We start from the raw sequence: 23,678 nt of genomic DNA, 5'->3' as shown, positions 1-23,678 counted from the left end.
TTCACGCCCCCCTGCATCCACCCCTTCCACCCCCCTTCCACCACCGTGCACGAGACTTCCACCACCGTGCACGAGACGGTGAACATTGCGGCGGGATGAAATCCGCAGCTGGCGACGTTGGTGCCTTCCGGTGGGACATGGATCGACCGGGAGGCAGCGCGTGCCAGGGACAGCAGGGCAAGAACAGCGGACCGAGCAGAAACAGGGCTGGGCCCGCCGGCTGAGCGGCTATGCCTGGCGCTACCGCACCCACGTCCTGCTCGCCCTCGGCTCCTCCCTCGGCGGCATGGCCGTCATGGCCCTCGTACCGCTGATCACGAAGATCGTCATCGACGACGTGATCGGGAAGGGGACGCGGTCGCTGGCCGTGTGGACGGGGCTGCTGATCGCCGCGGCCGTCGTCGTCTACGTCCTCACCTACATCCGGCGCTACTACGGCGGCAAGCTCGCGCTCGACGTCCAGCACGACCTGCGCACCGAGATGTACGGGACGATCACCAGGCTCGACGGGCGCCGCCAGGACGAGCTGTCCACCGGGCAGGTGGTCGGCCGCGCCACCAGCGACCTCCAGCTGATCCAGGGCCTGCTCTTCATGCTCCCGATGACCATCGGGAACGTGCTCCTCTTCGTCATCTCCCTCGGGATCATGGCCTGGCTGTCCCCGGTCCTCACGCTGGTCGCGCTCGCCGTCGCCCCCGCCCTGTGGTTCATCGCCAGGCTCAGCAAGAAGCGCCTGTTCCCCGCCACCTGGTACGCCCAGGGGCAGGCCGCCGCGGTCGCCGGGGTCGTCGACGGCGCCGTGTCCGGCGTCCGGGTCGTGAAGGGCTTCGGGCAGGAGGAACAGGAGACCGGAAAGCTCAGGGAGGTCTCGCGGCGGCTGTTCGCGGGGCGGCTGCGGACCGTGAAGCTGAACTCGCGTTACACGCCCGCCCTCCAGGCCGTCCCCGCGCTGGGGCAGGTCGCCATGCTGGCGCTCGGCGGCTGGCTGGCCACCCGGGGGCAGATCACCCTCGGTACCTTCGTCGCCTTCTCCACGTACCTCGCCCAGCTGGTCGGGCCGGTCCGGATGCTCGCGATGGTGCTGACGGTGGGGCAGCAGGCCCGCGCCGGTGTCGAGCGCGTCCTGGAGCTGATCGACACCGAGCCCTCGATCGAGGACGGCGGGAAGGAACTCCCCGCCGACGCCCCGGCGACCGTCGAGTTCGAGTCGGTCGGCTTCGCGTACGAGGAGGGCCGCCCGGTCCTCGACGGGTTCTCGCTGGAGATACGCGAGGGCGAGACCGTCGCCGTCGTCGGGTCGTCCGGGAGCGGCAAGTCGACCGTCTCGCTGCTGCTGCCGCGTTTCTACGACGTGTCGCACGGCGCGGTGCTGGTCGGCGGGCACGACGTCAGGGAGCTGACGCTCGCCTCGCTGCGGGCCGCCATCGGTCTCGTACCGGAGGACAGCTTCCTGTTCTCCGACACGGTGCGCGCCAACCTGTCGTACGGCCACCCCGACGCGACGGACGAGCAGATACGCGCCGCCGCCCGCGCCGCCCAGGCCGACCGCTTCATCGAGGAACTCCCCAAGGGCTACGACACCAAGGTCGGCGAGCAGGGCCTCACCCTGTCCGGCGGACAGCGCCAGCGCCTCTCGCTGGCCCGCGCGATCCTCACCGACCCCCGGCTGCTCCTCCTCGACGACGCCACCTCGGCCGTGGACGCCCGTGTCGAGCACGAGATCCACGAAGCGCTGCGGAGCGTCATGGCGGGGCGCACCACCCTGCTCATCGCGCACCGCCGCTCCACCCTGAACCTCGCCGACCGCATCGCCGTCCTGGACGGCGGACGCCTCGCCGACATCGGTACGCACGCGGAGCTGGAGCGGCGCTCACCGCTGTACCGCCGGCTGCTCACCGACCCCGACGAACTGGGCGGCGTCTCGCCGGGACACACCCTCCCGCAGGCCCCCGCCGACGACGACAGGTCCGTGCAGGCCGAGCTGGACGCCGAGTTCGACGCCGAACGCGGCATCACCCCCGAGCTGTGGATCCGGGACGAGAGCGACCCGGCCAACGCGGCGACCGACCACGCGTCCGGGATGCCCGCCACCCCCGAACTGCTCGCCCAGGTCGACGCCCTGCCACCGGCCGACGGCGTGCCGGACATCGACGAGGCGCGGGCCGTCGCCCCCGAGGACTCGTACGGCCTGCGCAGGCTGCTCCGCGGCTTCGGGCTGCCGCTGCTGGTCAGCCTGGGGCTGGTCGCCGTGGACGCGGGGATGGGGCTGCTGCTGCCGGTCCTCATCCGGCACGGCATCGACGAAGGCGTCACCCAGCTCGCGCTCGGCGCGGTGTGGACGGCCGCGGGACTCGCCCTGCTGGCCGTGCTCGTGCAGTGGGGCGCCCAGATCAGCGAAACCAGGATGACGGGGCGCACCGGCGAGCGGGTGCTGTACTCGCTGCGCCTGAAGATCTTCGCGCAGCTCCAGCGGCTCGGCCTCGACTACTACGAGCGCGAGCTGACCGGGCGCATCATGACCCGGATGACGACGGACGTGGACGCGCTGTCCACCTTCCTCCAGACCGGCCTGGTCACCGCCTTCGTCTCCGTCGTCACCTTCTTCGGCGTCATGGTCGCCCTGGTCGTCATCGACGTGCAGCTGGCGCTGGTCGTCTTCGCGACGCTGCCGCTGCTGGTCATCGGCACGTACTTCTTCCGCAAGCGGAGCGTCCAGGCGTACGAGCTGGCCCGTGACCGGGTCGGCGCCGTCAACGCCGACCTACAGGAGTCCGTCGCCGGACTGCGCGTCGTGCAGGCCTTCGGACGGGAGAAGGCGGGCCGCGAGCGGTTCACCGCGAACAGCAGGAGCTACCGGCAGGCCCGGGTGCGCGGTCAGTGGCTGATCTCGGTCTACTTCCCGTTCGTGCAGTTGCTCTCGTCGGTGGCCGCCGCCGCCGTGATGATCGTCGGCGCCGGGCGGATCGAGGCCGGGACGCTCACGGCGGGCGCGCTGGTCGCCTACCTGCTCTACATCGACCTCTTCTTCGCCCCGGTGCAGCAGCTCTCCCAGGTCTTCGACGGGTACCAGCAGGCGACCGTCTCGCTCCGGCGGATCCAGGAACTGCTGCGCGAGCCGACCTCCACCGCCGGCGCCGACCGGCCGAAGGACGTCCTGTCGCTGCGCGGCGAGATCGCCTTCGAGGACGTCTCCTTCCAGTACGGTTCGGCCGACGAGCCCGAAGAGGCCCTCTCCGACATCAACCTGCACATCCCCGCAGGCCAGACGGTCGCGTTCGTCGGCGAGACCGGCGCGGGCAAGTCGACCCTGGTCAAGCTGGTCGCCCGCTTCTACGACCCGACGCACGGGCGGGTCACCGCCGACGGGTCCGACCTGCGCGACCTCGACATCACCGCCTACCGGCACCGCCTCGGCGTCGTGCCGCAGGAGGCCTACCTCTTCGCGGGCACGGTCCGGGACGCGATCGCCTACGGACGCCCCGACGCCACCGACGCGGCCGTCGAGGCGGCGGCCCGTGCGGTCGGCGCACACGAGATGATCGCCACCCTGGACGGCGGCTATCTGCACGCCGTCGCCGAGCGCGGCCGCAACCTCTCCGCGGGCCAGCGCCAGCTGATCGCACTGGCCCGCGCCGAGCTGGTGGACCCGGACGTCCTGCTGCTCGACGAGGCGACCGCCGCCCTGGACCTGGCGACCGAGGCCCAGGTCAACCAGGCCACCGACCGGCTCACCGGCCGCCGCACCACCCTGGTCGTCGCCCACCGGCTGACCACCGCGGCCCGCGCCGACCGGGTCGTGGTCATGGCCCACGGCAGGGTCGCCGAGGACGGCACCCACGACGAGCTGCTCGCCCTGGACGGGACGTACGCGCGGCTGTGGCGGACCTTCGTCGGGGAGGACGAGCCGGCGGCCGTGTGACGCGGCCCCTCGCGGCCCGGCGGAGGGGCTCCCGTACGGTCATCGGCCGAGGCCCCGTGCAACCGTTCCATGGTCAATACGCGTCGTACGCGCATACGACTCCGTGGGCTGCGGGGCCAGTGTGTTCGATGGGGTGGGTGGGGCAGGCGTGGAAGTGATGAGACGGATGAAGAGAAGGACGGCGGGTGCGCTCGCGGTCGCGGCGACCGCCGGTCTGCTGACCCTCGGCGGCCCGGCCGTCGGCCACGCCGACGCGGCGGCCACCGCCTGCGCGGGGACCCGGGTCAAGACGTACGGCTTCGCGACCGGCGAGGTCCGCGTCTACAAGAGCCGCCAGTACGTGTGCGCCCAGACGGTCGCCAAACGCTCGGGCCCGCGGCAGAAGATGCGGGTCAGCGTCCAGGCGCGCGGCAGCCGGGCGGCCGTCGACTCGGGGACGTACACCCGGCACGCGGGACCGGTGACGGTCTACGCGCTGCACAGGTGTGTGCGGGTGGAGGGCTCGGTGGCGGGAAAAAGCACCGCTTCGGGCTGGATTCTCTGCTAGAGGTTGTCGGTCTCCCGTGAATTCGCGCAAATCCTCTGCTGACAAAGGGGATTGCGCAACATTAGGTTCTCTCCTGTTGTCCGTGTGCCGACAGGGGAGTGGCGAATGCGCAAGACCTTCAGAGGAGTTCTCGCGGGAGCGGTGCTCATGGGCACCGCCGGGGCGACCGGCGGGACGATCGGTACGGCCACGGCCGCCGAACCGGGATCCGCACAGACCCCGGCCGCGGCTCAGGCCCCGGCCACGGCCACGGCGGTGAACTCGGCCGCGGCGAGCGCGCCCGCCGCGGAGGACATCAAGGACCGCATCCTCGCCATCAAGGGCATGTCCCTGATCGAGGAGAAGCCGTACGCCGGCTACCGCTACTTCCTCCTCAACTACACCCAGCCGATCGACCACCGGCACCCCGAACGCGGCACCTTCCAGCAGCGGCTGAGCCTGCTGCACAAGGACGTGGACCGGCCCACTGTCTTCTTCACCGGCGGCTACAACGTCTCCACCACCCCCAGCCGCTCCGAGCCGACCGCGCTCGTCGACGGCAACCAGGTCTCGCTCGAATACCGCTACTTCACCCCCTCGCGCCCCGCGCCGGCCGACTGGTCGAAGCTGAACATCCAGCAGGCCGCCGACGACCAGCACCGCCTCTTCGGCGAACTGAAGAAGATCTACTCGAAGAAGTGGTTGTCCACCGGCGGCTCCAAGGGCGGTATGACCGCCACCTACTACGAGCGCTTCCACCCGCGCGACATGGACGGCGTCGTCGCGTACGTGGCCCCGAACGACGTCCGCCAGCACGAGGACTCGGCGTACGACCGCTTCTTCCGCACGGTCTCCACCAAGGAGTGCCGCGACCGCCTCAACAACCTCCAGCGCGAGGCGCTGGTCCGCAGGGGGCCGCTGCTCGCCAAGGCGAAGGCACTCGCCGCGCAGAACGGCTCCACCTTCCACACCATAGGCAGCGTGGAGAAGGGCTTCGAGAACACCGTCCTCGACTTCGTCTGGGGCTTCTGGCAGTACAGCTCCGAGAAGGACTGCGCAGGTGTGCCCGTGGCGAGGACCGCCACCGACGACGAGATCTTCAACTATCTCGACGAGAAGTCCGGCTTCAGCTCCTCCAGCGACCAGGGACTGTCCGGCTACACCCCGTACTACTACCAGGCGGGCACCCAGCTCGGCGCGCCCCAGTACGAGTACCCGCACCTCAAGGGCCTGATGAAGTGGGGCCCCGAGTACTTCCAGTCGCGGGTCTACGTGCCCCGTGACATCCCGATGAAGTGGGACGGCGGCAGCGCGATGCGCGACGTCGACCGCTGGGTGCGGCGCGACGCACACCAGATGATGTTCGTGTACGGGCAGAACGACCCGTGGGGCTCCGAGCGCTTCGCCCCCGCGCGCGGTGCCCGCAACGACAACCACGTGTACACGGTGCCGGGCGCCAACCACGGCGCGAAGATCTCGGGCCTGCCCGCCGACCGGCAGGCGGCGGCCGTGGCGCAGGTCCTGAAGTGGGCCGGAGTGGCTTCCCCGACGGTCCAGTCGGACCCGGCGAAGGCGAAGCGACTGACGGCGTACGACGCCAGGCTGGACGCGACCGCGGTGAACAGGGAGCAGGGGCTGCGGCCGTAATTGCGAATTGCGCACCGGGGGGGGGGCGGGGCGTGTTGGCCGGGGTGTGTGGGCGGGGGCGTCCGTGCCCCCGTGGCGCTTGCGTCCTACACCGGGCGGGCGCACCCCACCGGCCGGCCGCCCTCCAGGTGTACGTACAGCCGGGTGGCGAGCGGGCACCGCAGCCGGTCGGTGACCGCCCGCACCACCTGGAACTCCGGGTCCCTCGCGCCCGTCCCGTCACATGCGGTCTCCCGCACCTGGCCGCCGCCCGACTCGTACACACAGTCCCCGACGACCGTGTGCGGGCCGCCGCCACCGCCCGGGTCGCCGGGGTGCGGGGCGGTGAGGTTGCGCATGCAGGCGTAGCCGAGCGGGACGACGCCGTCGCCGTTCTCGTCGGACCCGGGCCGGGACTGCGAGATGTGCAGCACGAAGTCGGTGGTGGCGGGGCAGGAGGGACCGCTCCCGGCCCGCCCGTTGTGGCGGGCGCTGACGCGGGCGGCGGCGCGTTCGCTGGCGCAGGAGACCTCGCGCGGGGTCTTCCCGTACGAACTGCACTCACGGACGTCGAGGAAGACCGTGCCGTAGCCGGAGGGGGTGGCAGGCAGTGGGCGGCCGGCGGACTGCCCCTGCCCGTCCTCTTGCCCCTGCGCCTGCCCCGTCCCCAGCTTCTCGCCGTTCTCGCCGTTGTCGCCGTCCTCGCCGCCGAAACTCTGGCAGCCCAACAGCCCGGTGATGATCAGTGCGGCCCCCGCCGACGTGGCAACGGCCCGCAGTGTCCGTGTCCTGCGCATGCAGCATCCCCCGATACCTCTGCACTTCTCCAGCTGTGTCCGCCGGGGGCGGCCCCGGCGGGTGTGCGGTGCTGCCAAGGGTGGCCCGGTGAGGCGGGCGCGCGCCAGGCTCACGGGGAGGTTTACGTCGAACGGGGGCCGCGCGGGACCGTGCGCGGGGCGTACGGGGGCCGTACCAGGGCCGTACGAGGGCGTACGGGGGCCGTACCAGGGCGTACGAGGGCCGTACGAAGGTGTACGGGAAACGCATCGGGACAGCCGCGCCTCACCCGCCACTCCACCCCCTCTGCTCCCTCCCGGCCACTCCCGTACCAATGTCGGGAAAAGTTCGCCGGAACCGTGGAATCCGGGGAACCCGGTCGTACCGCGCTCCGTCCAACAGCCGTACTGCTGGTGAGTTTCCGCAGAGCGGTGTCGGCCCTCGCTGCTGGCTGCGTTCGCTGACTCCCCTCTCCAGCCGCCTGCGGCCAGCAGTGAGCCCCGCCACCGGCGCGCCCCCTCCGAATGCGCCGGTGGCGGGCACCCTCCCCGTCGGCTCCGTACGCCACAACTCCGTACCCCTGCGCGAATCTTGACGGGCACTTACTTTCGGACAAGTGTGGCCCCGCTGGAAGTTTCCTTCAAGGGCTTCAAGAATGGGGTCACCGTGCCGGAACACCTCACCAGTCCCTCCCGTCGCTCCCTGCTCGCCGCGAGCGCCGCCGCGGTGGCGGTGGCGGTCACCGGGGCCGCACCGGCCATGGCGGCCGAGGTGGCCGACCGGCCTTCCACCGACCGGCTGAGACGGTTGATCGCCGCCATGACCCTGGAGGAGAAGGTCGGGCAGCTGTTCGTGATGCGGGTGTACGGGCACACCGCGACCGACCCCGACCAGGCGGACGTCGACGCGAACATGAAGGAGATCGGGGTCAGGGACGCGGCGGAGCTGATCGAGAAGTACCACGTCGGCGGCATCATCTACTTCGCCTGGGCGCACAACACCCGTGACCCGCACCAGATCGCCGACCTCTCCAACGGCATCCAGCGCGAGGGCCTGCGCCGGGGCCCCCGGATACCCCTGCTGATCTCCGTCGACCAGGAGCACGGCATCGTGGCCCGGGTCGGCAAGCCGGCCACCCTGCTGCCCGGGGCGATGGCGCTGGGCGCGGGCGCCTTCCGGCGCGGGACCGCGGACGCCCGCGAGGCCGCCCGGATCGCGGGGGCCGAACTCCTCGCCATGGGCATCCGGCAGAACTACGCCCCCGACGCGGACGTCAACGTCGACCCGGCCAACCCGGTCATCGGCGTGCGCTCCTTCGGCTCCGTGCCGAAGTCGGTGGCCGCTCTGGTCGCGGCGCAGGTGGGCGGCTACCAGGGCGCCGGTATCGCCACGGCGGCCAAGCACTTCCCCGGCCACGGCGACACCAAGGACGACAGCCACAACCAGCTGCCGTACATCGACCACACCCGTGAGGAGTGGCAGGCCCTGGACGCCCCGCCGTTCCGGGCCGCGATCGCCGCCGGAATCGACTCGATCATGACCGCGCACATCGTGGTCCCGGCGCTCGATCCCGCGGAGGACCCGGCCACCCTCTCCCGCCCCATCCTCACCGGCATCCTGCGCGAGGAGCTGGGCTACCGGGGCGTCGTCGTCACGGACTCGCTCGGCATGGAGGGCGTACGCACGAAGTACGGCGACGACCGGGTGCCGGTGCTCGCCCTCAAGGCCGGCTGCGACCAGCTCCTCAACCCGCCGAACCTGGACCTGGCGTGGCGGGCGGTGCTGGCGGCGGTGAGGGGCGGCGAGCTGACCGAGGCGCGGCTCGACGAGTCGATCCTGCGCATCCTCCAGCTCAAGGCGCGGCGCGGGCTGTTCGACCGCCCGTACGTGACGCACCGCGAGGTGGACCGGACGGTGGGCACCCGTGCCCACCTGGCGGCGGCAGACCGGATCGCCGACGGGACGACGACCCTGCTGGGCAACGAGGGCGGGCTGCTGCCGTTGTCGCGGCGGCGGCACAAGCGGGTCCTGGTGGTCGGCGTCGACCCGGCCTCCCCGTCAGGCACGACGGGCCCGCCGACCACGGTCCTGGCCACGGCCCTGACGAGCCTCGGCCTCACCGCCACGGCCCTGCCCACCGGCTCGGCCCCCACGGCGGCGAAGATCGCGGAGGCGGTGGCCGCGGCGCGCGCCGGCGCGGACGCGGTGCTCGTGGCCACACGCAACGTCACGGCGTCGAGCCCGCAGCGGACGCTGGTGGCGGAACTGGCGAGGACCGGGGTCCCGGTCGTGACGCTCGCGATCCACAACCCGTACGACGTGGCCCAGCTGACCGGCCTGGGCGCCGGGGCGCACCTGGCGGCGTACTCGTGGACGGACGTGGAGATGCAGGCCGCGGCACGGGCAGTGGCCGGCAAGATCCGCCCGCAGGGCCGGCTGCCGGTGCCGGTGCAGAGGGCCGACGACCCGGCGAAGGAGCTGTATCCGGTGGGGTACGGGTTGCGGTACTAGAGGGGGGTGGGGGGTCTGCGGGCGGACGTCGGGGGCCCGGGGGACCGGGGGACCGGTGCGGCAGGCCGCCCCCCCGGGGCCCTCGGGCCTCGGCAGGCCAGCCCCGCCGGCCCCCGGGCTCAGGCGGACGCGAGCCGGTCCAGGTGCTCCCGTCCTGCCGCGAGGAGCCCCGGCAGCTCCGCGGCCTGCGGGTACCAGCGCTTCTCGTACTCCCAGCACACCCAGTCGTTCGGGCCGAGCAGCGAGAGGCACTCGCCGAGCGGCAGCGCTCCCGCGCCGAGCGCGAGCGGGGTGGTGTCGTTGGCGGAGGCGATGTCCTTGAACTGAACGTAGCCGAGGTACGGGGCGAGGAGACCGTAGGAGGTGATGGGGGACTCGCCGCCCAGCCAGGTGTGCATGACGTCCCACAGGGCGCCGACGCTTCGGTGGCCGACGGCGCCGACCACCCGGGCGGCGTCGAGCCCGGTGCGGTGCGAGTCGTGGGTCTCCAGCAGGATGCGCACGCCGTGGTCGGCGGCGATCTCCGCGACCGCGCCCAGCCGCCGGGCGGCCCGAGCGTCGCCGTCCTGGGGGTCGGCGGCGGGGAGGTCCGCCGAGGGGGCGCTCCCGGCGTCCTGGCCGTCGGCGGGTGCTCCCGGGGCGGGGTGAGTGGCAGCGAGACCGCCCGCGAACGGTGTGTGCGCGGTCGGCCCACCGGCGGTCGTCGCAGCAGCGGTGGTCGCGGCAGCGGTGGTCGCGGCAGCGGTGGTCGATGCGCCCGCCGCGCCCCCGGGCCGCTCGCCCTCGCCCCTCATGCCCTCCGTCGTCGCCGCCTCCGAGCTCGTTCCCTCCGAGGCCGTCGTCTCAGCGGCCGTCGCCTCCGCGGCCGTCGCCTCTGCAGCCGGGGCGTCCGCGCCGGGGAAGACCCGTACGAACGGGGCGCCGAGGTCGCGCGCGAGTTCCAGCAGGCCGCGGATCTCTTCCAGCACGGGTGCGTCGTCGCCGGGCGCCGCGACCTTCGTGTATCCGGCCACCGTCAGGATCTCGACGCCCGCGGCGGCGAACGTCGCCACCACCTCGGCCCGCTCCTTCGCCCCGATCCCCGGGTGCACCGGCTCCTCGGGGTGGGCACGCAGCTCGACGCCCTGAAATCCGGTGGCGACGGCGAGTGCGGCGACGTCGGACATCGGCATTCCGGGCACGCCGAGGGTGGAAAAGGCCAGCTTCACGGTGCGACAACTCCTTCTGTTCCTGCGGTTGCTGTTCGTGCGGTGCGGTGCGGTGCGGTGCGCGTGCTGTCTTGCTCTCGTGCTCTCGTGCTCTTGTGCGGCACGCGCGGAAACGGGCCCGCGGTCTACCGCCCACCCGTCCGCACGTGGGTCCATCGGGTCCACAGCATCCCTTCCCGCTACCCCGCACCGCGCGAAATCCACCACGGGGGCGCGCCGGGGGGACGGGCGGCGTAGGGAACAGTCGTACGGGGCAGGAGTCGGCCATGACTCAGACCTCCGTATCGGGCTGGCAATTCACCGACTCCAGGGGCCAGTTGGTGTCCGCCGACGCGCCCCCGACCCGTATCGCCGCGTACATCCAGGCAGGCGCGACCCTCTGGGACCATGGCCTGCGGCCCCTCGGAATCTTCGGCTCGCACCACGACGGGCCGACCCCGGACCCCGCGAAGTCCGGCCGGTTGCCCCTCGCCGACCTGGCCTACTACGGCGCGGGCGCGAGCATCGACCCGGACGAGATCCTCGCTTCGGGCGCGGACCTGCTGGTCGCCGTCAGCTACGGCGGCGGGGCGGTCTACGGGCTGGAACCTGACGCGGCCAAGCACCTGGAGCAGCAGATTCCGGTGGTCGTGATCGACGTGGGTCAGGGCCGTTCGCTCTCCGAGGTACGGGAGAACTTCACGGAGCTGGCCGCGAGCCTGGGCGGCGCCGAGACGCCCGACGTGGACCAGCGGCTCGCCGACGCGCAGGCCAAGCTGAAATCCCTGATCAGTCCGGAGACGCCCGCGATCCTCGCGCTGTCGCCCGCGAGCGCCTCCGAGGTCCACCTGGCCCGCCCCCAGGCCTGGCCCGACCTGCGGGCCCTGACCGCGCTGGGCGTCCCCCTCCTCTCACCGCCCCCGGAGGGCGGCGTGAACTGGGCGACGGTGGGGTGGGAGGCGGCCGCCGCGCTGGCCCCACGTATCGTCCTCACCGACGTACGGGCCAACGCGGCCCCCCTGGACCCGGCCCGCCTCAACCCCGCGGGGGTGGACCCGGCCGCTCCCGGTACCGGTGTCCGCGTACTCCCGTGGAACCCGGAACTCCCCGCGAGCAGCACCGCCCACACCGGCCTCTTCGACGACATCGCGGCAGCACTACAGGGCTGACCAGCGAAGATGTGCCCGCCCACCTCTTCACCCGGCGCACACATCGAGGGCGGAATCTGCCGCAAGTAGTCGGAGGACATCCACCGACGATGTGTGGTTTCCGTGGAAGGGTGCGAACTTGGCGCAATTGCGTGAGGGGTCCGAGGCGACAGGGGTGGGGCGGGAACCGTGGCGTGGGACGAGTGGGAACAGCTGAAGACGGAAGCCGCAGAACAGCGGACGCAGCTGAACCAGGTTCCGGCGGAGAGTGGCGGGGGCGGCGGCGCCGCGGACCTCGTCGTACGCGACGACGAGCTGGGCGAGCTCGGCAACATGGCGCACGCGCTGCGTGAACGCCTGCGGGTGGAGGCCGACTTCGCCCGCCCGAGCACGTTCACGGCTTCGGTCGACCTCTTCAACGACGGCCTCGACATGGGATCGGCGCTCACCGAGCTGGTCGAGGCGTGGAACGACCAGACCTCGACGCTGAAGGAAGCATGCGCGCACATCTCCAACCACCTCGACTTCACACGCGCCCTGCACTCCCAGGACGAGGCGAAGGTGGTCACCGGTATGACGAACGCGGCGGGCGAGCCGATGACGGTCCCCAGGATCGATTCGTACCTGAAGTGAGCCCGTACCTGAACCGACAGAACGACGACGACACACGGGGGCCGGTTCCGGCATGACGGGCAGGACGATGACGGTGCAGGTGCTGACCGATCTGCGACTGGGCACACTCCAGGCGGCGGTGTCGGACTGGACCACCATGCACAGGAAGCTCGAAACCCTCGCCACAGGGGGCACCGGCGGCGGGGCAGGAGACCCGGCTGGAACGAGCGCCGAGGCACTGCGCACGAAGGCGAACGCGGCCGACTGGAAGGGGCTCAACGCCACCGTCTCGCGTGATTTCGTCACGAAGACGGCAGCGGAGTTCCGCGACGTCGCGGGCGAGGCGAAGAGCGTCCTGGGCATCATGAAGGACGCGCACACGTCGTTCACCCGGCACAAGGCCGATTTGGCCACGGCCATCGCCGAGCTGGGGAAGCAGGGCATCTACATCAACGGCAAGGGCGACGCTCTCGCCCCGACCCCGTCCCCAGGGGCAGCGGGGGTCGGCAAGGACGGAAAGCCGAACGAGCTTCCCGGCGTCACCCAGGCGGAACTCGACGAGGCGGCCCGCCGGATCGGCAAGATCGTCGCCGAGGCCGCGGAGACGGACCGGATCGCCGCACGGGCGCTGCGCGCGCTCGCGAAGGACAAGTACGACTTCACCGGCGACGGCCCTGGCGGCCTGAAGGAGGCCGACGACCGGCAGGGCAAGGCAGACGCGGACCGCTGGGCCCAGAAGATCAAAGAGGGCAACGTCAAGGACTGGAGCCTTGACGAGCTCGCCGCCTACAACGAGACCCTCAAGCAGCAGCGTGACAACCCGGGATTCACCGAACGCTTCACGACCACGCTCGGTGCGGAAGGCACCCTCCAGTTCTGGCGCGACCTGGCCGCCCCGCCGGGCGGGGCGGTCGAGGGCGACCGGGCCAAGCTGCTCGAAGGCGTCCAGGGCAACCTGAGCATGTCCCTCGCCAACGCCACCCAGAGTGACAGCCCGGCGATGGACACCTGGAAGCGCGAAATGATCGCGGCCGGCGACAAGCCCTTCCCGATCCACGGCCTGCCCATGGGCCCCAACGGCTTCCAGGTGATGGGCAGCCTGCTGGGCAAGGGCAAGTTCGACGAGGGCTTCCTGCACGACTACGGCAAGGCCGTGCTGGAGTACGAACGCGACTTCCCCGGCGAGCCGAAGTCCGCCTGGCGCGATTCCACCAGCCTCTCCTATCCGCCCAAGGACCAGCCCAACGACCCGGTCGCCGGCTACCTGGAGGCTCTGGGCCACAACCCCGAAGCCTCCGTGGAGTTCTTCAACGACTCCACGAAGGTTGACGGCAAGGAGATCGACAACTGGGACTACCTGGTGGCCAAGGGCGACGAAGCCCGTAAGTGGCCCGAGGGCGATGACGGCAAACCCCTCGGCCACGCGGCCATGGGCCACGCCCTCGAATCGGCCGCCATCGGCGTCCCGTACGACTCGGACACAACCCCTCCCAAGCACTCGGTCCAGAGCGCGGACCTGGTCAACCGACTGGTCGGCGAATACGGCAAGAACCCGGACCGGCTGGACGGCTCACCGCTGAACGCGAGCTTGGGGAACATCACGGCGGAATACATGCGGGATGTTCAGGACGGGCTCTCCGAGAAGTCCATACGTACGTACGGCAGCAACGCCGACCTGGAGTCCCTGGCCGAAGACAACTCCCTGCGGAACTTCCTGGGCGCGGTTGGCAAGGACCCGGATGCGTACGGTGCGATCGTCACCTCCCAGCAGGCCGTCACGACGGAACTCGTCAACGACGCGACGCACCAGCGCGCGCAACTCGGTGCATCTCTCCAGGCAGAGGTGAACAACAGCGTGGCGCCGGGATCGCTGATCACCGGCATCATGGCTGATTCCCGGACCCAGGCTGTCTACGACGAAAAGATCGCTTCGGACGCCGAATTCAACAAGGGGATCGAGACGGCGGACGCGTGGGTGGGGCGTGCGATCGAGACCGGCCTGTCACGCTTCCCTGTCGCCGGGGATGCGGCGGGCTGGGTGATCGAGGACATCAGGGCCGCGGTCCTGGAGAACTACACGCGGGATTCAAGCGCAGAGGCGCAGACGGAACGAGGACGGTTCCTGTCGGTGCAAGGCGCGGGCTCGGCAAGTGCGGTGCACGACGCGACCTACACCGCCGCCAGGGAGGCCGGACTCAGTCATGTTCAGGCGGAAGCGACAGCGGTCAATGCGTCCGAACAGTCCAAGACCAGCTACGACCAAGGACTGAGGAAGCAGTGAATCCCGGCGGGCGGGACATGGCACCGAGCGAAGCGAGTTCCGGCACGGGTCGCCGGTACAAGGGGGCGCTCCTCTCCGTCGGCCTGGTGGGGGCTGTGCTGGTCGGGATCGGCGTGTGGCGGGGAAGTGTGGACCCGCCTGTCGACGTGCCGGATTCCGTGTGTGGGCTGGACCTGCCGGGCAGTGCGGTGGAACCGCTGCTGCCCGAGCGGGGGGACGCCTTCGAGCAGTCGGACTTCACCTTTCACCCGGACCGGCTCGGCTCCGTGCCGCAGAGTTGTGTGCTGTCGGCGGCGGGGGAACAGGTCCGCCTCGGCGTGCAGACGATTCTGTTCACCGACGACTTCGACCGGGCCGCCGCAGCGCGCAAGGCCGAGTTGCCCGGACACGCACCCGTTCGGCTGGGCGACGCCCTCGGGGACTCCCACGCCAACAGCGTGTCGCTCTACGTGCCCTGCCTGACCGGCGACGGCAAGGAGAACCTGCTCGCCTTCACGGTCGGTGTCTCCGGCGACGGCACCTTGCGACAGCGCGGCCTGGTCCCGCGTACTGCGGCCCTCACCGCCGACCTGGCCCGGAACCTCGCGCCCCGGGCCAAGGACTGCAAGGTCAAGAACGCCCTACCCTCCGGCCCCCCGTCCACCGGCTGACCCTGCCGCGCGGCGCCCCGGCCACTGATGGATCACGGGGAGAGCGCGAGGCAGGCCCGCGCGACGCCGCACGCACCGCAGGAGGCACCCATGTCACGTTCGATCACTCTCGTCACCGGCGGCAGCCGGCGAATCGCTGCTGCGACGTGCCTGCGGCTGGCGGTGGACGGGCATGACATCGCGCTCGACTTGCGCACTCAGGCCGTCTATGCCGCGACGTACACGGCGGCCGAAGGAGCAGCAATCAGCGAGACACAGGCCAAGGCGATGGCGGGAGCCACGGCCCGTCAGTCGAAGGACAGCTTCGGTCAGGGAATGCAGCAGTGACGAACAAGACAGGTTTTATGCGCAAGGCTATTGCCGTACCGCTATCGCTGGCAGTGGCCTGCGTGGCCGGGGTGGCTGTCTGGAAGTTCACCCAGGATCCGCTCGTGCACGTCCCGGACCGGGTGTGCAGGGCCTCCCTGCCCGGTGACTCGGTGGAGCCGCTGTTTCCGCGACGTGGCGAGGAATTCAGGGAGGAGTACGGGTACGGATTCTCGACGGCGGGAGCCACCCGTGCGCCGGGCCTGTGTGAACTCACGGCCGCAGGCGAGTCGCTGCGGCTGCGCTACTCCCTGCTTCTGCGTCCCGAAGTCCGAGGCTGGGACGACGTTCTGCGCGATGTGAGGAAGCCCGGGAATGTCCCGGTGTCGCTGGGGCCTGCCCGGGGTTTTGCCGAGGGGCACAGCGTGACGCTCTACGTCAGGTGCACCGCACCCAGGGCCAAGGAGATCCTCCTCGCCGTACAGGTGGGCGTGTCGGGCAACCCCCTGACCGAGGACCGACCCCGGCTGACGAAGGCCGGGGCGCTGACGGCGGACATCGCGCGCAACGTGACCCCGAGAGTCGTTCACTGCGGCAGTGCTCCCAGGCTCCCACCCGGCCCCCCGTCCACCGGCTGACCCTCCCACGCACGCCCCCGCGCCCTGGTGGATCATGCGGAGAGTGCGTCGCACCCCACAAGGCGTGCGACGCACCAAGCACACCGCATGACGCACGCACCGCAGGAGGCACCCATGTCACGTCCGATCACTCTCGTCACCGGCGGCAGCCGGGGAATCGGTGCGGCGACGTGCCTGCGGCTGGCGGGGGACGGGCATGACATCGCGCTCGCGTACGTGCAGGACAAGGCCGCGGCCGAGAGGGCCGCGGCGGCTGTCCGTGCGGTCGGGGCGCGGTGTCTCGTCGTGCGGGCCGACACCTCGGTGGAGGCCGACGTGGAGCGCCTCTTCGACACCGTGAGTGCCGAACTCGGCCCGCTCACCGGCCTCGTCAACAACGCCGGCGTCACCGGCAAGCTCTCCCGCCTCGCGGACGCCACCACCGAGGACCTGCGCCGGGTCGTCGACGTCAACCTCTTCGGCACCCTGCTCTGCTGCCGCCGCGCCGCCCGCGACATGACGGCGAACGGCGGCGGCGCCGTCGTCAACATCTCCTCCGGCGCCGCCACCCTCGGCAGCCCAGGCGAGTACGTTCACTACGCCGCGTCCAAGGCCGCCGTCGACACCCTCACCCTCGGCCTCTCCAAGGAGCTCGGCCCCGACGGCATCCGCGTCAACGGCGTCGCCCCCGGCCTCACCGACACCGACATGCACGCCACCATGGGCGACCCCGACCGCCCGGCACGCATGGCCCCCGAGATCCCGCTGCGCCGCGCCTGCGCCCCCTCCGAGATCGCGGCCGCCGTCGCCTGGCTGCTCTCCCCCGACGCCTCGTACACCACCGGGACCGTGCTGCGGGTGGCCGGCGGGCGCTGAGGGTGGGCGTGGGTTCTGATCAGTGGGCGACGTCGACGCCGTAGTCGCGGGCCAGCGTTTCGAGGCCGTGGTCGTAGCCCTGGCCGACGGCCCGGAAACGCCACTGCCCCGCGCGGCGGTAGAACTCGGCGAGCAGCATGGTCCGTTCGGTGGTCGCGGCATCCAGCGTGGCCCGCGCGAGCGTCGCCTCCCCGTCGCCCAGGGACGCCGCGATTTGCAGCGGACCCACGTCGCCGAAGGTCGCCGCGCCGTCGACGGCCGCCGCCACGACCACCCGGCGGGCGGCCGGCGGCAGGGCTGCCAGGTCGACGGTGACGGTCTGCTCGGCAGGGCCGTCGGTGAGCAGCCGGACCGACCCGGAAGGGTTCTCCGGAGCGCCGAAGAAGACGAAGTCCTCGTCGAAGGCGACCTGTTCGTCGTCGTCCAGGACGAAGCCGACGACATCGATCGCGCAGACCGTACGGGACCCCCACGTGGCGGTGACCGAAAGCGGGTTGCCCGGCCGGAGTGCGGGCAGGTCCACCACACCGCCACGCGGCACGATCTGCGGGGTGTGCGGGCGGAAGGCGCCGGACGGGTCGTACGCGGCGATCGGCCCGTCCAGCCAGTCCGGCCTGTGGGCGGGGACGGCGAGTTGGGTGAGCCGCCGCATCCGCCGATCCTGCTCACCGCCGTCGAGCACCAGGGCGTCGGTGACGCTCGCGGAGAGATTCACCGCCGCCGAACCGCCCAGCTCCACCACTCGGGTCCGGTACGCCGCGGCCTCCGGGTGCGTACCGCCGAGGACGAGGACCCGGCGGCCGGAGAGGGGGCCGGTCGGCCGGGGGGAGCGGGGGGCGGGCACCGCGGGCCGTGCGACGGGGGCCGGGACCACGCCGGGCTGCCTGGGGCCGCGCTCCGGGGCGGATGCCGGGACAGGTACGGGCGTCGCCCCGGTATGCGGCACGGACGCGGGCGCCGATTCCGGTTCGGGTGCGGGTGCGGGTGCCGATTCCGGTACGGGTGTGGGCGCGGGTGCCGGGGTCGGCACGGGCGCCGGGCCCGGTGCAGGAGCGGTGGGGGACGTGCACCCCGGCGCCCCCGACGGCCGCGTGGGAGCGTCGTGCCGTGTGCCGGGCCGCACTTCTTCCAACAGCCGCAGGAAGGTGCGTTCGTCGATCACCGGGACGCCTTCGGCCAACGCCCGGCGCGCCTTCGCCGATCCGGTGGTGCTGTCGTTGGTGACGAGGGCACTGGTGTGTCTGCTGACCGAGCCCACCACGTTCAGCCCGGCGGCCACCGCCCGTACCACCAGCTCCGTACGCCCGGTGCCGGTCTCGCCGGTGATCGCCACCTTCATGCCCTGCACCAGCGGGCCGTCCGGCGTGGCTCGGCCCGGATTGCGATAGGCGCATGACGCCTTGGGCGGCTGCGGGGTGAACCGGGCGTCCTGCCGGAGCGGACACAACACCATCGGCAGAGGTACGTCCAGCCGTGCGGCCCCCGCGAGGGACGCGCGCAGGATGCCGGCCAGGGTGCGGGTGTCGTCCAAGGCGTCGTGCGCGTGCAGCTGCGGTACGCCGTAGTGGGCGGCCAAGGTGGCCAGCTTGAGGTCGGCAGTGGGCGGGTCGAGCTGCCGGTTGAGTGAGAGGGTGCACAGCCGTCGGTCCACGGGCAGTGCCAACCGGGCCCTGGCGAACTCGTGGGCCAGGAAGCCGTAGTCGAACTGTGCGTTGTGCGCGACCATCACCCGGCCCTGCAGCATCGCGCCGATCCGCCCCGCCACCAGGTCGAACGTCGGTGCCCCGCGCAGCCGTTCACGCGTCAGCCCGTGAATGTCCACCCGCCCCGGGTCGCAGCCGGGGTCGAGCAGGGTGGAGAACTCGTCGGTCTGCTCCCCGTTCGGGCCGAGCGTGATCACCGCGACCGACAGCACCCGGTCGCGGCGGGCTGTCAGTCCCGACGTCTCGACGTCCACCAGGGCCCAGTCATGGGCGTAATCGGGCAGATCCGGCAAGCGGCGCGCATCAAGAGGTGAGGAAGAGGTGAAGACCATGAGGAGAAGAATGAGGCGGAAGGGAGGTCACTCTCAAGCCGAACAGCAGGATTCCCCAAATGTGCCTCTCCTGAGCGGACTTCGGGGCGCCCCACCCGCCCCGGCGGGCCTGGCGGGCCCGGCGGTCGACCCTCGCGCCACCGCGTGAGCGGCGTCGATCGACCGCCCTTCCGATCAGCCCCCTCGCACCACCCCCGTCGACTCCCGTACCACCAGCTCCGCCGGGACCGGTTCCACGCCGCCGGGGCCGGTCGGTGGGGTTGCCGTCGTGGCGAGCAGGCCGGCTCGGGCGCCTGCTTCGTGCAGGGGGAGTCGTACGGTCGTGAGTGCGGGGACCGTGTCCGTCGCCGACGGGAGGTCGTCGAAGCCCGCGACCGAGAGGTCGTCGGGTATGCGCAGGCCACGGGTGCGCGCGCTCGCGCAGACGCCCAGGGCGATGGTGTCGTTGGCGGCGACCACGGCGGTCAGGTCCGGGGCGGTGGACAGGAGCCGGGGCAGCGCGTCCTGTCCCGACGCGCGGTCGTACGGGCCGTGCAGGGTGAGGGACGGGTCGTAGGGGAGGCCCGCCTCGCGCAGGGCGTCGCGGTGGCCCTCCAGCCGGTGGCGGGTGGTGGTGCGTTCGGCCGGGCCCGCCACGTAACCGATGCGGGTGTGGCCGAGGTTCAGCAGGTGCTCGGTGAGGCGGCGGGCGCCGCCGCGGTTGTCGAAGGTGAGGGTGGCGGTGACCGTGCCGCCCTCGGAGGGGGGCACGGTGCCGTCCTCGGGCAGTGCCGGTCTGCCGCACAGCACGATCCGGGTGCCCGCCGCCGCCAGCTTGGCGAGCTTCGAGGCGACCGCCGCCGAGTGGCCCGCGTCCTCGATCGCGCCGCCGGTCAGGATCACCGCCGCGGCGCGCTGGCGTTGCAGGAGGGTGAGGTAGGTGAGTTCACGCTCGGGGGAGCCGCCCGTGTTGCAGACGACCGCCAGTTTCTCGCCGCCGGCACGGCCCGCGCCGGCGGGAGCGCCGATCCGTGACTGGGCGGCCCCGGCCAGGATCCCGAAGAAGGGGTCCGCGATGTCGTTGACCAGGATGCCGACCAGGTCGGACGTGGCGGCGGCCAAGGAGCTCGCCGGGCCGTTGACCACGTAGTCCAGCTCGGTCACTGCCCGCAGCACCCGTTCGCGGGTGGCCGTCGCCACCGGGTAGTTGCCGTTCAGGACACGGGAGACCGTGGCCGGGGAGACCTGGGCGCGGTGCGCCACGTCCGCCAACGTAACTGTCATTCGTCTGCCCTCACTTGCTGAACCTCGGGGGCTTGTCGCACCGCCGTGCACAGGTTAGCTTCTTGGCTCGTAGCGTATAGAAAGCGCTTTCTGGATGTGTGGCCGGCCGTCTCGGCAGGCGCGGCGCACGGAAGCCGCATGGATACCGCGCGCAGACCGCGCGCAGGGCAGCCCGGCAGGGCCGTACGGAGGAACCGACGTGACACGCAAGACGGTCCGGATCGCCATGAACGGCGTCACCGGACGGATGGGGTACCGCCAGCACCTCGTACGGTCGATACTCGCGATCCGCGAACAGGGCGGCCTCGACCTCGGCAACGGCGACGTGCTGTGGCCCGAACCGGTCCTCGTCGGCCGGCGCGAGCACGCGCTGCGCGAGATCGCGGGCCGGCACGGCATCGAGGAGTGGTCCACCGACCTGGCGGCGGTCCTGGCCGACGAGAGCGTCGACATCTACTTCGACGCCCAGGTCACCTCCGCCCGTGAGGACGCCCTCAAGCGGGCCATCGCGGCAGGCAAGCACCTCTACACCGAGAAGCCGACCGCGACCGGGGTCGAGGGCGCCCTGGAGCTGGCCCGGCTCGCCCGCGCCGCAGGCGTCCGGCACGGCGTCGTCCAGGACAAGATCTTCCTCCCCGGTCTGCGCAAGCTGAAGCGCCTCGTCGACGGCGGCTTCTTCGGCGAAATCCTGTCCGTGCGAGGTGAGTTCGGCTACTGGGTCTTCGAGGGCGACTGGCAGGAGGCACAGCGCCCGTCCTGGAACTACCGGGCCGAGGACGGCGGCGGCATCGTCGTCGACATGTTCCCGCACTGGGAGTACGTCCTGCACGAGCTGTTCGGCCGCGTCACCACGGTGAGCGCGCACGTCGCCACGCACGTCCCGCGCCGCTGGGACGAGCACGGCAAGCCCTACCCGGCCACCGCCGACGACTCCGCGTACGGCGTCTTCCAGCTGGAGGGCGGCGCCGTCGCCCAGATCAACTCCTCCTGGGCGGTCCGCGTCCACCGCGACGAACTGGTCGAGTTCCAGGTCGACGGCACGCACGGCTCCGCCGTCGCAGGACTGCGCAACTGCCGTGTCCAGCACCGCTCGGCCACCCCCAAGCCGGTCTGGAACCCGGACCTGCCGGCCACCGAGTCGTTCCGCGAGCAGTGGCAGGAGGTCCCCGACAACGCCGTCTTCGACAACGGCTTCAAGGCCCAGTGGGAACTCTTCCTGCGCCATGTCGTCCTCGACGAGCCGTACACCTGGGACCTGCTGGCGGGCGCACGCGGGGTGCAGCTCGCCGAGCTGGGTCTCAAGTCGTCCGCCGAGGGCCGCCGTTACGACGTGCCGGAGCTGTCCCTGTGAGCGCGCTGATCCTCCCCGCCCCCGGCGGCGGCACCTTCGAGTACACCCCGCGCGCGGAGCCCTCCGTACCCGCGACCGGGGCCGGCTCGCCGCTCGTCTCCCGTACGGTCTTCTCGGCAGCCCACGTCGTTGCCGACCCGTACGCCGACATTTCCCCCGACTCGGCCGCCGCCGTCGACTGGGACGCCACCCTCGCCTTCCGCCGCCACCTGTGGTCACACGGCCTCGGGGTGGCCGAGGCCATGGACACGGCCCAGCGCGGCATGGGCCTGGACTGGGCGGGTGCGGCCGAACTGATCCGCCGCTCGGCGGCCGAGGCCAGGTCGCAGGGCGGTGCGATCGCCTGCGGGGTGGGTACGGACCAACTTCCCCCGGGCGAGCACGACCTGGCCGCCGTCACGGCCGCCTACGAGGAACAGCTCGCACTCGTCGAGGCGTCCGGGGCGCAGGCCGTCCTGATGGCCTCGCGTGCGCTCGCCGCCGCGGCCGAGGGCCCCGAGGACTACCTCGCCACGTACGACCACCTGCTCCGGCAGGCGAGCGAGCCCGTGATCCTGCACTGGCTCGGCCCGATGTTCGACCCGGCGCTGGAGGGCTACTGGGGCTCCGACGACCTGGACACAGCAACCGAGACCTTCCTGGAGGTCATCGCCGCCCGTCCGGACAAGGTCGACGGCATCAAGGTGTCACTGCTCGACGCGGGGCGCGAGAAGGCCCTGCGGCGCAGACTGCCCGACGGTGTCCGCTGCTACACCGGGGACGACTTCCACTACCCGGAGCTGATCGCGGGCGACGAACACGGCTTCTCGCACGCCCTGTTGGGGATCTTCGACCCGCTGGGTCCGCTGGCGGCCGAAGCGGTCCGGGTGCTCGACAAGGGGGACACGGCCGGCTTCCGGGGGCTCCTCGACCCGACGGTCGAGCTGTCCAGGCACCTCTTCGAACCGCCGACCCGCTTCTACAAGACGGGAGTTGTGCTGCTCGCCTGGCTCGCCGGGCACCAGTCGCACTTCACCATGGTCGGCGGTCTCCAGTCGGCCCGTTCGCTGCCGCACCTGGCGAGGGCCTACCAACTGGCGGACCAGGTCGGCCTGTTCCCCGACCCGGCACGCGCCGCCTCCCGGATGCGGACCCTGCTGGATGTGTACGGAGTCGCCCGGTGAGCGTCGACCTGCACCGGCTGAGCATCAATCAGGAAACCCTCAAGCAGTGGTCCTTGGAGCAGCTGGCCGACGGCTGCGCCACCGCCGGTATCGGCTCGGTCGGACTGTGGCGCGCACCCGTCCAGGAGTACGGGGTCCGGCGCGCGGCGAAACTGATGCGCGAGAGCGGACTGGCCGTGACGAGCCTGTGCCGGGGCGGCTTCCTCACCCCGCTCGACGCGGCGGAGCGCTCCCGGGCGCTCGACGACAACCGGCTGGCGATCGACGAGGCGGCCGTCCTCGGCACCGACACCCTGGTCCTGGTGTCGGGCGGACTGCCGCCCGGCAGCCGCGACCTGCCGGGCGCCCGTGAACGCGTCGCCGACGCGCTGGCGGTCCTGGGCCCCTACGCGCAGGAGCGGGGCGTCCGGCTCGCCATCGAGCCGCTGCACCCGATGTTCGCGTCCGACCGGTGCGTGGTGTCGACCCTGGGCCAGGCGCTGGACATCGCCGAGCGCTTTCCCGCCGCGCAGGTCGGCGTCGTAGTCGACACGTACCACGTCTGGTGGGACGACCTCGCGCCCGCACAGATCGCACGGGCGGGCGCCGCTGGCCGCGTCCACTCCTTCCAGGTGGCGGACTGGATCACCCCGCTGCCCGCCGGAGTGCTGCTGGGGCGCGGCCAGCTGGGCGACGGAAGCGTCGACCTGCGCGGCTTCCGCGAGCAGGTCGACGCGACCGGGTTCACCGGCCCGATCGAGGTCGAGATCTTCAACGAGGGACTGTGGGCACGGGACGGGGCGGAGGCGCTGGCGGAGGTGGTGCAGAGATTCCGGGAGCATGTGCTCTGA

General features: G+C 71.7%; 18 protein-coding genes. 14 read left to right on the top strand and 4 right to left on the bottom strand.

Annotation, left to right across the window (positions count from 1 at the left end; all coding sequences use genetic code 11):
- Window positions 1–160 precede the first annotated feature (160 nt).
- The 3 genes from ACIQM4_RS17515 to ACIQM4_RS17505 all read left to right on the top strand — a co-directional run bounded on the left by ACIQM4_RS17515 (window position 161) and on the right by ACIQM4_RS17505 (window position 6,092).
- A complete protein-coding gene (locus tag ACIQM4_RS17515; RefSeq protein ID WP_401592129.1) occupies window positions 161–3,919 on the top strand; it encodes an ABC transporter ATP-binding protein in 3,759 nt (1,252 codons plus the stop codon).
- Window positions 3,920–4,085: 166 nt separating this feature from the next.
- Window positions 4,086–4,466, top strand: coding sequence for a hypothetical protein (locus ACIQM4_RS17510; protein ID WP_401592127.1), 381 nt, complete (start codon window positions 4,086–4,088; stop codon window positions 4,464–4,466).
- 105 nt (window positions 4,467–4,571) lie between these two features.
- Window positions 4,572–6,092: a S28 family serine protease gene (locus ACIQM4_RS17505; RefSeq protein WP_401592125.1), complete on the top strand. Its 1,521-nt coding sequence runs from the start codon at window positions 4,572–4,574 to the stop codon at window positions 6,090–6,092.
- An 86-nt stretch (window positions 6,093–6,178) separates the two neighbouring features.
- On the opposite strand, the gene ACIQM4_RS17500 is transcribed toward ACIQM4_RS17505, so the two are convergent.
- Window positions 6,179–6,868, bottom strand: coding sequence for a hypothetical protein (locus ACIQM4_RS17500; protein WP_401592123.1), 690 nt, complete (start codon window positions 6,866–6,868; stop codon window positions 6,179–6,181).
- A 646-nt stretch (window positions 6,869–7,514) separates the two neighbouring features.
- On the opposite strand from ACIQM4_RS17500, the gene ACIQM4_RS17495 reads away from it, so the two are divergent.
- The gene (locus ACIQM4_RS17495) at window positions 7,515–9,359 is read left to right on the top strand and encodes a glycoside hydrolase family 3 protein (RefSeq protein WP_401592361.1); all 1,845 of its coding nucleotides are present in this window, start codon (window positions 7,515–7,517) and stop codon (window positions 9,357–9,359) included.
- A gap of 119 nt (window positions 9,360–9,478) precedes the next feature.
- Here ACIQM4_RS17495 and ACIQM4_RS17490 read toward each other — a convergent pair whose 3' ends face one another.
- Entirely contained in the window at window positions 9,479–10,567 is a 1,089-nt protein-coding gene (locus ACIQM4_RS17490) for a sugar phosphate isomerase/epimerase family protein (RefSeq protein WP_401592119.1), read from the bottom strand.
- Between the two features lie 266 nt (window positions 10,568–10,833).
- Here ACIQM4_RS17490 and ACIQM4_RS17485 point away from each other — a divergent pair, with 266 nt between their 5' ends.
- The 7 genes from ACIQM4_RS17485 to ACIQM4_RS17455 all read left to right on the top strand — a co-directional run bounded on the left by ACIQM4_RS17485 (window position 10,834) and on the right by ACIQM4_RS17455 (window position 17,036).
- On the top strand, window positions 10,834–11,715 hold the full coding sequence (locus ACIQM4_RS17485; RefSeq protein ID WP_401592117.1) for an ABC transporter substrate-binding protein: 882 nt from the start codon (window positions 10,834–10,836) through the stop codon (window positions 11,713–11,715).
- Between the two features lie 168 nt (window positions 11,716–11,883).
- The gene (locus tag ACIQM4_RS17480) at window positions 11,884–12,327 is read left to right on the top strand and encodes a hypothetical protein (RefSeq protein WP_401592115.1); all 444 of its coding nucleotides are present in this window, start codon (window positions 11,884–11,886) and stop codon (window positions 12,325–12,327) included.
- A 52-nt stretch (window positions 12,328–12,379) separates the two neighbouring features.
- Entirely contained in the window at window positions 12,380–14,587 is a 2,208-nt protein-coding gene (locus ACIQM4_RS17475) for a hypothetical protein (protein WP_401592113.1), read from the top strand.
- A gap of 17 nt (window positions 14,588–14,604) precedes the next feature.
- The gene (locus ACIQM4_RS17470; RefSeq protein WP_401592111.1) at window positions 14,605–15,237 is read left to right on the top strand and encodes a hypothetical protein; all 633 of its coding nucleotides are present in this window, start codon (window positions 14,605–14,607) and stop codon (window positions 15,235–15,237) included.
- Window positions 15,238–15,327: 90 nt separating this feature from the next.
- A complete protein-coding gene (locus ACIQM4_RS17465) occupies window positions 15,328–15,564 on the top strand; it encodes a hypothetical protein (protein WP_401592109.1) in 237 nt (78 codons plus the stop codon).
- The gene (locus ACIQM4_RS17460) at window positions 15,561–16,181 is read left to right on the top strand and encodes a hypothetical protein (protein ID WP_401592107.1); all 621 of its coding nucleotides are present in this window, start codon (window positions 15,561–15,563) and stop codon (window positions 16,179–16,181) included. Before ACIQM4_RS17465 ends, ACIQM4_RS17460 begins: the two co-directional genes overlap by 4 nt.
- A 114-nt stretch (window positions 16,182–16,295) precedes the next feature.
- Entirely contained in the window at window positions 16,296–17,036 is a 741-nt protein-coding gene (locus tag ACIQM4_RS17455; RefSeq protein ID WP_401592106.1) for an SDR family NAD(P)-dependent oxidoreductase, read from the top strand.
- Window positions 17,037–17,055: 19 nt separating this feature from the next.
- On the opposite strand, the gene ACIQM4_RS17450 is transcribed toward ACIQM4_RS17455, so the two are convergent.
- Together ACIQM4_RS17450 and ACIQM4_RS17445 are read right to left on the bottom strand one after the other, a co-directional pair.
- Window positions 17,056–19,071 (bottom strand): TerD family protein, encoded by a 2,016-nt coding sequence (locus ACIQM4_RS17450; RefSeq protein WP_401592104.1) that lies wholly within the window; start codon window positions 19,069–19,071, stop codon window positions 17,056–17,058.
- A gap of 174 nt (window positions 19,072–19,245) precedes the next feature.
- Window positions 19,246–20,334, bottom strand: a complete 1,089-nt coding sequence (locus ACIQM4_RS17445) for a LacI family DNA-binding transcriptional regulator (protein ID WP_401592102.1) — start codon at window positions 20,332–20,334, stop codon at window positions 19,246–19,248.
- Window positions 20,335–20,533: 199 nt separating this feature from the next.
- On the opposite strand from ACIQM4_RS17445, the gene ACIQM4_RS17440 reads away from it, so the two are divergent.
- The 3 genes from ACIQM4_RS17440 to ACIQM4_RS17430 are packed head-to-tail and all read left to right on the top strand — an operon-like array spanning window position 20,534 to window position 23,678.
- On the top strand, window positions 20,534–21,685 hold the full coding sequence (locus ACIQM4_RS17440) for a Gfo/Idh/MocA family protein (protein ID WP_401592100.1): 1,152 nt from the start codon (window positions 20,534–20,536) through the stop codon (window positions 21,683–21,685).
- Window positions 21,682–22,848 carry a dihydrodipicolinate synthase family protein gene (locus ACIQM4_RS17435; protein WP_401592098.1) on the top strand — a complete coding sequence of 389 codons (1,167 nt, stop codon included), beginning with the start codon at window positions 21,682–21,684 and terminating at the stop codon, window positions 22,846–22,848. Before ACIQM4_RS17440 ends, ACIQM4_RS17435 begins: the two co-directional genes overlap by 4 nt.
- Window positions 22,845–23,678, top strand: a complete 834-nt coding sequence (locus ACIQM4_RS17430) for a sugar phosphate isomerase/epimerase family protein (RefSeq protein WP_401592096.1) — start codon at window positions 22,845–22,847, stop codon at window positions 23,676–23,678. Before ACIQM4_RS17435 ends, ACIQM4_RS17430 begins: the two co-directional genes overlap by 4 nt.

The organism is Streptomyces sp. NPDC091272, assembly GCF_044757485.1.
Lineage (GTDB): Bacteria > Actinomycetota > Actinomycetes > Streptomycetales > Streptomycetaceae > Streptomyces.
Note: the sequence above shows the minus strand (reverse complement) of the source record. Positions and strands in the feature narration are given on the sequence as shown.